General features: G+C 58.9%; 10 protein-coding genes, 1 other RNA gene and 2 pseudogenes. 7 read left to right on the top strand and 6 right to left on the bottom strand.

The window, feature by feature from the left end:
- Positions 1-10: 10 nt before the first annotated feature.
- From ACIP1X_RS14780 to ACIP1X_RS14765, 4 genes are all read left to right on the top strand, one after another.
- Positions 11-1969 (top strand): DUF1302 domain-containing protein, encoded by a 1959-nt coding sequence (locus tag ACIP1X_RS14780; protein WP_053116990.1) that lies wholly within the window; start codon positions 11-13, stop codon positions 1967-1969.
- Positions 1970-2100: 131 nt separating this feature from the next.
- Positions 2101-3474, top strand: a complete 1374-nt coding sequence (locus tag ACIP1X_RS14775) for a DUF1329 domain-containing protein (RefSeq protein WP_400753125.1) — start codon at positions 2101-2103, stop codon at positions 3472-3474.
- Between the two features lie 86 nt (positions 3475-3560).
- Positions 3561-3806, top strand: coding sequence for a FitA-like ribbon-helix-helix domain-containing protein (locus ACIP1X_RS14770; protein ID WP_400753123.1), 246 nt, complete (start codon positions 3561-3563; stop codon positions 3804-3806).
- Positions 3803-4222: a type II toxin-antitoxin system VapC family toxin gene (locus ACIP1X_RS14765; RefSeq protein ID WP_400753121.1), complete on the top strand. Its 420-nt coding sequence runs from the start codon at positions 3803-3805 to the stop codon at positions 4220-4222. Before ACIP1X_RS14770 ends, ACIP1X_RS14765 begins: the two co-directional genes overlap by 4 nt.
- Before the next feature lie 310 nt (positions 4223-4532).
- Here the strand turns inward: ACIP1X_RS14765 and ACIP1X_RS14760 are convergent, their stop codons facing one another.
- Together ACIP1X_RS14760 and ACIP1X_RS14755 are read right to left on the bottom strand one after the other, a co-directional pair.
- A complete protein-coding gene (locus ACIP1X_RS14760) occupies positions 4533-5396 on the bottom strand; it encodes a methyl-accepting chemotaxis protein (RefSeq protein WP_371262359.1) in 864 nt (287 codons plus the stop codon).
- Positions 5391-6317: pseudogene (locus ACIP1X_RS14755) on the bottom strand (methyl-accepting chemotaxis protein); the annotation flags it as partial. The gene ACIP1X_RS14760 and the pseudogene ACIP1X_RS14755, both read right to left, overlap by 6 nt.
- Before the next feature lie 389 nt (positions 6318-6706).
- Here ACIP1X_RS14755 and ACIP1X_RS14750 point away from each other — a divergent pair.
- Together ACIP1X_RS14750 and ACIP1X_RS14745 are read left to right on the top strand one after the other, a co-directional pair.
- Entirely contained in the window at positions 6707-7378 is a 672-nt protein-coding gene (locus ACIP1X_RS14750) for a histidine phosphatase family protein (RefSeq protein WP_400753118.1), read from the top strand.
- Positions 7375-8208, top strand: a complete 834-nt coding sequence (locus tag ACIP1X_RS14745) for a phosphatase PAP2 family protein (protein ID WP_400753115.1) — start codon at positions 7375-7377, stop codon at positions 8206-8208. Before ACIP1X_RS14750 ends, ACIP1X_RS14745 begins: the two co-directional genes overlap by 4 nt.
- A 131-nt stretch (positions 8209-8339) precedes the next feature.
- Here ACIP1X_RS14745 and ACIP1X_RS14740 read toward each other — a convergent pair.
- The 3 genes and pseudogenes from ACIP1X_RS14740 to ACIP1X_RS14730 form a co-directional block, all read right to left on the bottom strand.
- Positions 8340-9673, bottom strand: a pseudogene (locus ACIP1X_RS14740) (ArnT family glycosyltransferase).
- Positions 9674-9742: 69 nt separating this feature from the next.
- On the bottom strand, positions 9743-10330 hold the full coding sequence (gene rimJ, locus ACIP1X_RS14735) for a ribosomal protein S5-alanine N-acetyltransferase (RefSeq protein ID WP_053117000.1): 588 nt from the start codon (positions 10328-10330) through the stop codon (positions 9743-9745).
- 310 nt (positions 10331-10640) lie between these two features.
- The gene (locus ACIP1X_RS14730) at positions 10641-12047 is read right to left on the bottom strand and encodes a DUF2252 domain-containing protein (protein ID WP_400753113.1); all 1407 of its coding nucleotides are present in this window, start codon (positions 12045-12047) and stop codon (positions 10641-10643) included.
- A gap of 137 nt (positions 12048-12184) precedes the next feature.
- On the opposite strand from ACIP1X_RS14730, the gene ACIP1X_RS14725 reads away from it, so the two are divergent.
- On the top strand, positions 12185-13114 hold the full coding sequence (locus tag ACIP1X_RS14725; protein WP_400753110.1) for a YeeE/YedE thiosulfate transporter family protein: 930 nt from the start codon (positions 12185-12187) through the stop codon (positions 13112-13114).
- A 202-nt stretch (positions 13115-13316) separates the two neighbouring features.
- On the opposite strand, the gene ssrA is transcribed toward ACIP1X_RS14725, so the two are convergent.
- Positions 13317-13442, bottom strand: a transfer-messenger RNA (tmRNA) gene (gene ssrA / locus ACIP1X_RS14720); the annotation flags it as partial.

Here is a 13442-nt window from a genome sequence, read left to right as displayed (position 1 = left end):
GGAGGAACACATGATCAACACTCGATTGCGCCTGACGGGCGCGGCGCTCCCCGGTGTCGGCCTGGCAGGGCTGCTGCAACTGTGCGCAGTCGATGCGGCGCACGCGGTGGAGTTCAGCTTCATGGACAAACAGGTCACCGGTTCGATCGACACGACGTTGTCGTACGGTCGTATGTGGCGGGTGCAGGGCCGCGACAAATCCAACGATGACGTCAACACCAACGACGGCAATCGCAACTTCGACACCGGGCTGGTTTCCGAGGTGTACAAGATCACTTCCGAGCTTGAAGCCAACTATCAGAACTACGGTTTGTTCATGCGCGGCACGGGGTTTTACGACACGCAGCTGATGGACAAGCGCAACAACTACTACGACAACAACAGTCCCTCGCAACCGAGCCAGAGCTACCCGCAGGACGACCGTTTCACCAGCCAGACCCGCGATATTGCCGGCAGCCGCATCGAGATGCTCGACGCGTATGTGCACGGCAGTTGGGACGTCGCGCAGATGCCGGTGACCGCCCGAGTCGGGCGACAAGTGTTCAACTGGGGCGAGGGGATTTTCTATCGCGGCGGGATCAACACCACCAACCCGGTGGACGCGGCCAAGTACCGTTTGCCCGGCGCCGAAGTTAAGGAAGTGCTGGTGCCGGTAGAGGCGCTGAGCTTCAACGTCGGCCTCACCGATTCGCTGACCATGGAGAGTTTCTACCAGACCAACTGGAAAGAAACCCGCATCGATCCGGTCGGCACTTTCTACTCGCAAACCGACCTGTTCGCCGATGGCGGCAACACCGGTTACAACAACTTCAGCGGCACCGCGCTCGATACGCCAGTGCCGGGGTTTGGCAACGTGATCGGCTTGTACAGCGCGCTGGGTAACAACCCGTTGCTGAGTTCAGCCCTGCAAACCACCGGGCTGTACGCCAACGGTGTGACGCCTGCGTACGGCAACACGTTGAAAGTGGCGTCGATCGGCAAGGACTACAACGCGCGCAACGACGGTCAGTTCGGCTTCGCTTTCCGCTACATCGCCGAGCAGCTCAACAGCACCGAGTTTGGGTTGTACATGGTCAACTACCACGCGAAGGAACCGACCATCGCGGCGGATCTGGGCGGGTACAAGGGCATCGACATGGATGCGCTGACCAATCTGTTGTCCGGCGTTGCCGGCGATCAGGCCGGGGCGCTTGCCGGTGGTCTGGCCACGGCCGATGTGATGGGCAACATTCAGGCGCATCGTCGTTACGCCGAAGACATCCGCATGTACGGCTTCAGCTTCAACACCACGCTGGGCGAGGCCTCGGTGTTTGGCGAAATCGCTTATCGGCCGAACCTGCCGATTGGCGTCGCGGCCACTAACGATTTGATCGGCGACCTGGCCAACGGTGCGGCGGTGGCGGTGACGGGCCGGTCGATCAACGTCGGCGGGCAGATGGTCAACCTCAACAGCGAGATCAACAACGCCGAGCGCGTCGAAGCGTTCAACACCTCGCTGGGCACCATCTACAACTTCGGCCCGACGGCCTCGTTCGACTCGCTGTTCGGCATCTTCGAACTGGCCTCGGAACATCTGCGTGGCAGCAGCCTGCAATACACGGCTTATGACGGCAGCACGCGTTATTACGCGGGTACCGGTAACTATTCCTATGTGTCCGGTGGTGATCGCGACGATCAGGTCAACCGTGATTCCTACAGCTACACGGCGATGCTCAACGGCACGTGGAACGACGTGTACGCCGGGGTCAACGTCTCGCCTTACATCGTTTACAAGGACGATTTCCAGGGCAACAGCTACCAGGCCGGCAACACCATCGAAGGTCGCAAGGCCTACACGCTGGGGATCAAGGCCAACTATCAGAACAAGCTCGAAGCCGAATTGCAGTACACCGAGTTCTACGGCGGCGGACAAAACAACGGCATCCGCGACCGCGACAACGTCGGGTTCAACCTCAAGTATTTCCTTTAAAGACCACACAGATCCCCTGTGGGAGCGAGCCTGCTCGCGAAGAGGCCGGCACATTCAACATTGATGTCGACTGACACACCGCTTTCGCGAGCAGGCTCGCTCCCACAGGTTTTTGTATTTTGGAGAAGATCATGGTTCACAGTTCAAGATTCACCAGGGCTTCGCTCGGGCTTGTTCTAGGTCTGGCCGCCGGCAGCGTTTTCGCCGCCATCACCCCGCAACAAGCCGAGCAACTGAAAACCACCCTGACCCCCATGGGCGCCGAGCGGGCCGGCAACGCCGCCGGCACCATCCCGGCGTGGACGGGTGGCATCACCCAAGCCCCGGCCGGCTACAAACCGGGTCAGCATCACCCTGATCCGTACGCGGCGGACAAACCGCTGTTCACCATCACCAAAGCCAATCTCGACCAATACAAAGCCCATCTCAGCCCCGGCCAGATCGCGCTGTTCAACAGCTACCCCGACACCTTCCAGATGCCGATCTACCCGTCCCGTCGCTCCGGCTCGGCGCCGCAATGGCTGTACGACAACACCCTGAAAAACGCGACCTCGGCGAAACTGCTCGAAGGCGGCAGCGGCTTCTCCGACGCTTACGGCGGCGTGCCGTTTCCAGTGCCGAAAGACGGCGTCGAAGTGCTGTGGAACCACATCACTCGCTATCGCGGCATCTACGTCGTGCGCCGCGCCTCCGAAGCGCCGGTACAGCGCAACGGCAGCTTCGCGTTGGTGACCTCGCAGCAGGAAGCGCTATTCAACTACTACCGCCCGAACGGCCAGTTCGCCGACCTGAAAAACATCCTGTTCTACTACCTCGCCTTCGTGAAAAGCCCGGCGCGACTGGCCGGTGGCGCAGCCCTCGTGCACGAAACCCTCGACCAACTCAAAGACCCGCGCCAGGCCTGGGTCTACGACGCCGGCCAACGCCGCGTGCGCCGCGCGCCCAATCTCGCGTACGACACGCCGATCTCATCCTCCGATGGCCTGCGCACCGCTGACGACACCGACCTGTTCAACGGCTCGCCGGATCGCTACGAGTGGAAGCTCAAGGGCAAACAGGAAATCTACATTCCCTACAACAACTACAAAGTCGCCAGCCCCGACGTGAAGTACGCGCAACTGCTCACCCCGGGCCACCTCAACCCGCAATACACCCGCTACGAACTGCACCGGGTCTGGGTGGTGGAAGGCAACCTGAAACCGGGCTCGCGGCATATCTACTCGAAACGCGTGCTGTTCCTCGATGAAGACAGCTGGGGCGCCGCGCTGGTCGATCAATACGACGGGCGAGGGGAGTTGTGGCGCGTGTCGATGGCCTATCTGAAAAACTTCTACGACCTGCCCACCACGTGGAGTGCGTTGGACGTTTTCCATGATTTGCAGGCCCGTCGTTACTACGTGCAGAACCTCGACAACGAAGAAGCCGAGACCGTGGATTTCGCCCAGCCGGTGCCCGAGGATGCGTACTTTATGCCGTCGGCGTTGCGGCAGCGTGGGACGCGCTGAATTCGACCATTCGGCAGTTGCCCGGATTAGGCGAGGAGAGATGTGCTAGCCTGCAATCAATGATCTCATTGATTGCAGGAGGCGTCATGGCCAGCATCACCATCCGAAACCTTGATGAAAAGCTTAAGGAGCAGTTGCGCATCACTGCTGCTCATAACGGCCACTCTATGGAAGAAGAGGCTCGTTTGATTCTGGGAAGGGCGCTGACGGCAGTCGATCGTGCTGGTGGACTTGGTAGCCGAATCCGCAACAGATTCAGCGATGTCGGCGGAGTTGATCTCGATCTCCCGAAGCGCTCAGAAAAAGCCACTGCGGTGGATTTCTCTGAATGATAGTGCTCGATACCAATGTTCTTTCAGAGTTTATGCGAGTCGAGCCTGAGACCCGGGTGCTTGCTTGGGTTGATTCGCAACCCGCCATGGAGCTGGCAGTCAGTGCGGTGACAGTGGCAGAAATACTCCACGGCATTGCCCGGCTGCCTTCAGGCAAGCGCAAACAGAAACTTGAAGCGCATGCCATGGCGATGTTCGAAGAAGACTTTGCCGGACGCATTCTCCCATTCGATGCTCATGCCGCTGTTGAGTACGCAACGCTTCTTGCTGATTGCGAATCCCAGGGTCGTGCGGCTTCAATGGCCGATGCGCAAATCGCTGCGATCTGTCGGACTCACGGCGTTCCAATTGCCACTCGCAACGTGAAAGATTTCGAGTTTAGTGGTGTCGAGGTGATCAATCCGTGGGCGGCCTGAGGGATATCACAGCGAACTAGGTATCTGCTCGTAAACGTTGCTACCAGGTACAACTTGTAGGAGCTGCCGAAGGCTGCGATCTTTTGATCTGGCTTCTGATTGTTCAAAAGCGAAGATCAAAAGATCGCAGCCTGCGGCAGCTCCTACGGGTACCGGGGTTTTTTCGGGATATCGAGGTGGCAGGTCTGACGCTTTCGCGAGCAGGCTCGCTCCCACAGGTTTTGAAGGTGTTCACACATTTTGTGATCGACCTTGTAACTGTGGGAGCGAGCCTGCTCGCGAAGTTCTTTCATTCACTGCAAGGTGAAGATCAAACGCGGAAGTGGCTGACCATCTGCTGCAACTGCCCACCCAACCGCGCCAGCTCCACACTCGACGCCGCCGTTTCGTCACTCGCCGCCGCCGTCTGTTCCGAGACGTCGCGCACGTTGATGATGCTGCGGCTGATCTCTTCAGCCACTGCGCTCTGCTGTTCAGCCGCCGCCGCGATCTGCTGGTTCATCGACTGAATATTCGACACCGTGCGGGTGATGCTTTCCAGTGACAGGCCGGCCTTGCGGGTCAGCGCGACGCTGCTGTCGGTCAGTGCGCGGCTGTTGTTCATCACCGCCGAAACCTGCTGGGTGCCGTTCTGCAGACCGGCGACCAGGCCTTCGATTTCTTCGGTGGATTTCTGTGTGCGCTGGGCCAGGCCACGCACTTCGTCGGCAACCACGGCAAACCCGCGACCGGCTTCACCGGCGCGCGCTGCTTCAATTGCAGCGTTGAGCGCGAGCAGATTGGTCTGTTCGGCGACGGCTTTGATCACGTCCATGACGCTGCCGATCTTGTCGCTTTCCTGTTGCAGCACGCTCATGGCTTCGGTCGAACGCACCACTTCGCTGGCCAGACGTTCGATCTGCGCGATGGCTTCGTTGACCACTTTGTCGCCTTCACGGGCTTCGCCGTCAGCGGCGGCAGCGGCTTGCGAGGCTTCCTCGGCGTTGCGCGCGACTTCCTGCACGGTGGCTGTCATTTCGTGCATCGCGGTGGCGACCTGATCGGTCTCGACTTTCTGGCTATTCACCCCGGCGCTGGTCTGCTCGGTGACGGCGGACAACTCTTCGGCGGCGCTGGCGATTTGGGTGACGCCGTCGCGGATGCCGCTGATCAAGTCGCGCAGGGTCACGCCCATGCGCGCGATGCCTTGTTGCAGCACACCGAGTTCGTCGCGACGGGTAACGATGACATTGTGGGTCAGGTCGCCGCTGGCGATGCGGTCGACTACGGCCATGGTTTCGCGCAGAGGACGGGTGATCTGACGGGTGATCAACACTGCGGCAATCACGCCAACCAGCAACGCCAGCAGGGTGCTTATCAATTGCAGGGTGCGAGCCTGAGCGCTTTCGGCGTCACGACGATCGAGTTGGATCTGATACAGCTGCTCGCTCTGGGTGACGATGGTCGCGCCCTGATCGGTCATTTCCTTGCGCGCCTGCACGGCTTCGCTGTTGGCGTTTTTAAACGCCTGCAAGGCGCTGCGGTAATTGACCAGCGCGGTCTCCAGCTGACGCAGGGCATCTGCCTGAGTGTCAGCGAAATGCACGTTCAATTGTTTGAGGCTGGCGATCGCCACGTCGAGTTGGGCGACGGCTTTCTGCTCGGTGTCGGCGTTGGTGGCGGCCATGTAGCTGCGCACTTCGTAGCGGGTGAGGATGAACGCTTCCTTGGCCGTAGTGATGGCCTGGAACTGTTCGAAACGTTGCTCGCTCATGTCCATTTGCTGCACATGTTTGCTGATCGATTCGATCTGACGATACGCGGCGTCGGCATTCACGCTCATGGCGTCGCGCGCACTGTTGGCGGTGCGGTAGGCGTTGCGCATTTTGTTCAGCGAGGTCTGGTATTCGGCGATGGTCGCCGCCTGCGCCTTGAGCAACTTGACGTTCTCCGGGCTCTTGAAGCTGCTGATCAACTTCTGCTGTTGCGCGGCAAAGGCTTCAAGGGTGGTCTGCACGTTTTGCGCGGCGGTTTCATCGCCGTTGGTCAGCATGTATTGCAGGCGCACCACGCGCAGTTTGGTCAGGCCGGAGTTGAGCTGGGTGATGTCGCTCATCCAGTTGCTGCGGTCGATCAGGCCGCCGAGGCTGGTCCAACCGGTCAGGGCCAGGACGCAGGTCAGGGCCAGCACCAGGCCGAAGCCCAGGCCCAATTTCATGTTCACGCTGATGTTGCCGAACCAGCTATTCATCAAAAATCCTCCAGAAACGTTGGGTTTCTTGGTCGTCGGTTAGGCTGGAAGATTGTTGTTTTTTTGAGCCAGCAAGGGTGTTAGCAGGTCTGTATCGGCCGCAATGCCGAGAGCTGAAAGGATTTTGTCCTACGGAATTTGTAACAAAGGATCCCAAGACTTTTTTCACATGGGTTTCACTGGCTGCCCACGCCCGCCTCTGTACCTTCGCCGCATCGAATGACAAGTGATGCATGCCGGTGAGGCGGCTTTTTGTGGAATTGAGACTGAATCTGTTCGGCGTCAAACGCACGATCGATCTGAGCGGTTTGGCGCGTTTTCGCAACACGTGGGTGGTGTTGGCCGCCTCCGTGCTGGTGATTCCGCTGACCTTGTGGTTGCTGGCACCCGCAGCTGTACCGGATCTGGCCCACGGCAATGTCGCCGGCGCGCAGGCGTTGGCGCAGGGCTGGGCGCAAGGCGACATGATCGTGCTGGTGCGCCACGTCGAACGCTGCGATCACTCCAAGGCACCGTGCCTGAGTGGCAACGACGGCATCACTCAACGTTCGCGCAGTGTCGCGGATGCGGTGGGTTCGCAGTTTGAACAACTGGGCCTGAGCAACGCCGACCTCTACAACAGCCCGATCGAGCGCACCGTGCAGACCGCCGGTTACATGTTCACCAAGACCTCCACCGCCGCCGATTGGTTGATCAGTTGCAAGGGGCGAATGTTGCAGGAGGCGCTGGCGCACAAAGTGCCGGGGCGCAATCTGATCCTGGTGACCCACAGCGAATGCATGGCGCAAATCGAGAAAGACCTGAACGTACCGGCCTCCGATCCCGGCTACGGTTCTTCGCTGTTTGTCTCCGCTGCCAATCCGGCGGCCCCACAGATGCTCGGCTTCATTGAAGCCTCCGACTGGCGCACGGTGACCACCCGATGAAATCGCGTTTCTACGCTTATAACTTTGGCATCCCGCTGCTGTGTGCAGCGGTGGTGTTTCTGCTGTTCGACATGACCAAAATCGACATCGCTTTCAGCAACCTGTTGTTCGACCCGCTGACCCAGACTTTCCCGCTCGACAAAATCCACTTCTTCGAAAAACTCACGCATAAATGGGCGCGGATCATTCCGAACTGGACGGGCGAGATTGCCGTGATCGGTGCGATGCTCTCGGTGATCTGGCCATTGGTCAATCCGCAGAAGCGGCCACGACTGGGTGCTTTTCTGGAGCGCAGCAGAGTCGCGCCAGTGCTGCGATTTACCGCCGATCATCGTAGGGATTTTTTCTTCGTCGTGGTGGCGTTCGCCGTTTGCACCGGGGTGATCCACTTCCTCAAGGCGCACACCAGCGTTTACTGCCCGATCGAGACCACGCTGTACGGCGGCAAAATGGCTCATGTCGAGTGGTACGAGAATTTCCAGTTGTTCCATGAAGCGGGCGAGGGCCGTTGCTGGCCGGGCGGGCACGCGTCGGGTGGGTTCACCATGCTGGCGCTGTACTTTGTTGCGCGACGCTACCAGTGGCGGTTTTCCAAGGCGATTTTGTGGGGCTCGTTGTTGCTCGGTTTTATCTACGGCACGACACGCGTCCTGCAAGGTTGGCACTACATGTCCCACACGTTTTGGGCCGGGATCTTTGTCTGGCTGGCGTGTTTGCTGACAGCGTTGGCGTTTTATGGACGGGCGCGGTTGGAGATGCCGGTGTTGGAGAAGCATGAGCGGACAGTGTCAGTCGCCACGTCGGCAACAGTTGGAATGCCCATCCAGTGAATAACCTGTGGCGAGGGGATTTATCCCCGATGGGGCGCGAAGCGGCCCCTCTCTTGATTCAAAAGAAAGGGCTGCTGCGCAGCCCATCGGGGATAAATCCCCTCACCACAGGGGTGTGTGTTTAGTCTGGTTTAGTCAGTGACAAAGTAATAAGCCTGTCGCCCAACCATCATGGTCTTCAGCACTTTCAGCGGCGCTACAGGCTCAGTATCCGCCGAGATCACCGCCACATTTGTCGCTGCCGCCCCCAGAAACTCCCGCAACTGCGCCTCCGTATCGAGCCCCTTCAGCACACTCTGCGTATAAAACACGCTCGCACCGCCCACCCGCTCATTCGCCTGAAACAACGCCACCTGATGACCACTGGCCTGTAACGATTGAATGTGTTCCGTCAGCGGCAGGAACGACAGGTGTTTATCCGCATTCGGCAGCGCCCACTGCGCCGCACCGAGATAACCGGCGATCACCACCGCCAACACGCCGAATCCCAATGCCTGACGCCGACGAGCGACCCAGCCTACAAAACGATTCGCCGATTCGTACGCTTTCAACCGCTCGAACAACACAAATGCATACTCAGCCGCGATCACCGCAGCCGCCGGCGTCATCGACATCAGGTACACCGTGCGCTTGCTTGATGCCAACGTCAGCATCACAAACTGCGCCAAGATCCACAGGCTGAAAAACAGCAGATACCGATTCGCCTTCAACTCTTTACGGAAGTGCCACAGCCCCAGATACACCAGGATATTCCACGGCAAAAACGCTTGCGGCAGCTTGGCGAGGTAGTAATAAAACGGCTCGTAATGCCCGGCCTCAACGAACGATCCACGGTGAGCAACCCCGGCCGCAACCAATCAGCGATCTTCAAACGCCTGTCGATCAGGTTGTCCGCCAGCAGATAAGCAAAAATCACCACGCCCGGCATCGCCAAGCCCAACACACCTTTACTCAACGTCGCGATGGCGATGCCGACGACAAACAGCAGCGAATTGCCCAGCGTCGGCAATCGCTGCGCCTGGAAAAATGCCAGCAATGCCGCCGTCACGCCGAGCGCCAGCAGCGCGTCTTCACCGACGCCACGTACGTTGCTCCAGTAACTGGCCATGGTCGCCAGCAGAATCCCCGCCGTCCATGCGACCCTTTTCGGCCGCTCGAAGCGACGCAACATGCCGTACAACAACATCACGCTAAACAACCCGGCCACCGCCGAGGCCAACCGCACCGCCCACGGCGAAACGCCGAACACGCGCATTGCACCGACGTCCAGCCACAAACTCAGCGGGGGTTTTTCCAGAAACGCTTCGCCGAACAGACGCGGCGTCACCCAGTCGTTGTCCAGGTGCATTTCCATGGCGATGCCGGCGACGCGGGCCTCGGTGGAGCCTTGCAACTGATGGTTGCCCAGCGCAAAGAAAAACAGCAGGGCGGCAAGCAGAAACAGCGAAGTGACGGCACGCGACATGGCGTTCAGGCTACCGAAAGGGGCGGGAACCCCGAGCATACGTCGGCAATGCTGAACAATTCGTGAAGCTTAAGCGAGTGGTCGCGACCAACGTTTGTCTGGTGTTTCGAACCGCGGATTGACCAGCGCCGTCAGCACATGATCCTGCCAGCGTCCGGCAATGTTCAGATACGCCTTGGCGTAGCCCTCACGCTCGAAACCCAAGCGCTCCAGCAACCGCGCACTGCGCTCGTTGCCGGGAATGTAGTTGGCCATGATCCGGTGCAGATTCTGCCCCTCGAACATGTACGCGATGCCAGCCTCCAGCGCTTCCTGCATCAAACCCTGGCCCTGATGGGCTTCATCGATGTGATAACCCAGATAACACGCCTGAAACGCCCCGCGAATAACCCCGCTGAAATTGCACGCGCCGATCATCTGCTGGCCGTCCGGCGACAACAGCGCGAAATGCATCGCCAGCCCGGCCTCGAAGGCACTGGCCTGAATCTCGAGACGTCGACGGATTTGTGCAGTGGAGAAATATTCAGTGGTGCGAATCGGCGACCACGGCGCGAGATGGCGCAGGTTGCGGCGATAAAACTCACTTTCGAGTTCCGCCTGATCCGGGGCAAGAATCGCCAGCGTCAGGCGTTGGCAGGGCAGGGTCAACAGCGGCATCGGACGTTCCGGTCGGCGGGGTTGTCAGACAGCATTGCCCGACACCGCAGAAAATACAAACCGGTTGATCTTCAGTAGGAGCTGCCGAAGGCTGCGATCTTTCGCTCCTGCGTTTTCAAGATCAAAAGATCGCAGCCTTCGGCAGCGCCTACACGGGAAACTTTGAACGATGAGGAATTTCAGGCAAAAAAAAGCCCGCAGGAGCGCGGGCGAACCGTAGTTTCTTGAATGAGCGAGCGAACTTTACAGGTTCGGTCGGGCAGGGGCAGTGAAGAAAAATTCATCTCGTTTGCGGCCGCTCTAGCCCGGTTCAAGGCAGGTAATCAGCGGTAAAGTCGGCTTCCGAACGTGCGCGCAATCGACCTTTGCGACAGGCCAATTGAAAGCGTTCGAAGTCGCGTTCATTTTGCGCGGTGTAGCTTTGCGCGTACGTCAACAACGCATCGGCGAGCGCATCGCTTTTGCCGATGTAGCCGCTGATATGCGCGGCTTGCCCGGACGCTTTCGCATGCGCGCGGGCCAGGGCGCGACCGCAAACCCGTCCATAGGCGGCGAAGGTTTCAGCGTCGAAGGTTTCCAGTTCGGCGGAGATTTTCATGTCGCGCAGTTGCCGCACATAGAAATGCCGACCGTTGGGCCCCGTCGTCCAGCCGAGAAACAGATCGCTGGCCGCCTGCATCAAACGCTGACACTCGACCACGCGCTGACCTTCGTGGCGCACCCGCGATTTGCCTTTGACGTAATCGGCAAGCACCGAGCGCCGCGCCTCCTTGAATTGCAGAAACAGCGGAAATTCCTGATCGTCGGTCATCAGCGCCACCAGACAACGCGTGCCGACACTGCCAACGCCGACCACTTTGAACGCCATGTCTTGCACATGAAACCGCGACAACAATTCGCGACGATCGGGTTGCAACGTGCCGCGATAATCGCGCATGAACATCTCGTAAAGCGGACGCCAGTCCGACAGTCGCAGCCAGTCATCCTCGGCATCGAGCAACGTGGAGTTGTTGTGCAGATGGAAAATCTCCGGCAAGTCATCGCGAATAATCAGACGCCCGTGTTTATCGCGCTCGCTGATCTTCGGCAGCAGTCCTGCGTGAGTGCGCTGCTCAGCTTTTTCGATAGCGCGTTGCACGTGTTCAAGCGTGGTTTTGCGCGCCTGCGCGAGCAAGTCGGTGTAACTGATCGACTCGTACCAGTTCTCCAGCGAACTCTGTTCGGCGCACTCCAGCAGCGTCGCTTGATACGCGCCGATCATGTCGCGACACACCGACTCTTCGACCGAATCGCCGTGGCGCAAGTCGCGCGCGGCAATCACCAGACTGGCGGCCAGACGTTTCAAATCCCACTCCCACGGCCCGGGATGCGCCTCGTCAAAATCATTGACGCTGAACAGCAGATTGCGCTCCGGCGTGGCGAAACCACCGAAATTCATCAAATGACAATCACCGCAGATCGGCGAAATCAAACCCATGGTCGCCGTGCTCGACAAGTCATGCGCCTGCAACAACGCATTGCCGCGAAAAAACGTAAACGGCGACACCAGCATGCGCCCGTAACGCAACTCCACCAACGATTCGACACGCCCCTGACTCGACGCCTTGATCAGCGGAATCGGATCACGACTCATCTTGCCCGTCGAAGCCTGAGCACTACGCGGGCACTGCTTGCGTGCGTCCTTGCCGGTTTGCATGCGGTCTTTTAAGGAAGTCATGATCATTCGGGTGTCGGCGTTGAAAGGCATGTGCGCTGTGAGTGTAGAAGCGCTTTCGCACTTCACCCGCAAGGTTTGTACCGCGCGCGATCTGCGATAACGTCCAACGACCTCACGCTCCAAAAACGGAGAGCCTTGTGCTTTCACTGTTGATTTCGCTACTGCTGGCCTTCCTTATTGGCCTGGTGTCCCAACGCATGGGCATGTGCCTGGTCAACGCGGTCGGGCAACTGCTGCGACGCCGACCGACACTGTTTGTGTCGTTGGTTTCCTGTGGCTTGTTTGGATTGTTGCTGGGGCCGTTGTATGGATTGTCCGGGTTCAGTCAGCCGCTGTTTATTCCTGAAGTGGGTTATTGGTCACTGGTACTTGGCGGCTTGCTGTTCGGTATCGCCTCGGTGCTCAACGACGGATGCAGCGTCGGCACCCTGACCAAACTGGCCAGCGGTCATCTGGCGAAAATGTTTACGGTGATCGGATGGGTGCTGGGCATCGTGCTTTGGCACCACCTCAACATGCTCACTGAACACAAGATTCAGCAGATGGCGGAGATATCCAGCCATCAGTATTGGCTGACTATCGGCATCGTCTTACTGGTTTTGGTGTTTTTGTCACAGGTGCATGGCGATCGGCGTGTGGTGGTTTCGAGCCTGCTGCTCGGCGCTCTGACCAGCGCGCTCTACACGTTCGAACCGCAGTGGACGCCGAGCGTGTTCTTTTATGACTTGTCGCGGATGTTCTGGGCGATGGATGAGGGCGCGTTGACGGTTCAGCGAGTGGCGGTGTTTGGCATGTTGCTGCTGGGGATGCTGGTGTACACGTTGAAGCGACGGACGTTTCGGTATCAGCGGTTGGAGTGGTTGTCGGTTGTTCGGCATTTACTGGCCGGGATGCTGATGGGGATTGGCGCGTCGATGATGCTGGGCGGGAATGACTCGCAGATCTTGTTGGTGTTCCCGACGATGACATGGGTGGGGGCGGTGCCGTTGGCGGCGATTGTGTTGGGGGTGTTGGTGGGGGTTGGGGGGCGAGGGGTTTGGCGTAGAAAGAATCTGACACTCTCTTGAGTGCATTTGCCAGCGATTAGCCGCCTTAAGCCAGTTTACTCATCAGCGACCGCGCAAAATCCTTAAGACGGATTGAGTACCCCAGAATCGAGTTTCCGCACGGCGCTGGCGTACTCTAAAATCTGAGCTCATACATTCAATCCAGCGAGATGCTTGAATTTCAGCCATAAAAAAAGACGTCCGAGGACGTCTTTTTTTGAGTTGGTGGAGCCGGGGGGATTTGAACCCCCGTCCGCCAGTACTCCGCTGTCGGTACTACATGCGTAGCCGTTTCTATTAAGTTAACCCTCAGCGACCCGAAGGGCAGGGTGCTTTGGGCGAGTTGTGT

The organism is Pseudomonas sp. NPDC088885, assembly GCF_044750025.1.
In the GTDB taxonomy this organism is placed as follows: Bacteria; Pseudomonadota; Gammaproteobacteria; order Pseudomonadales; family Pseudomonadaceae; genus Aquipseudomonas; species Aquipseudomonas rustica.
Note: the sequence above shows the minus strand (reverse complement) of the source record. Positions and strands in the feature narration are given on the sequence as shown.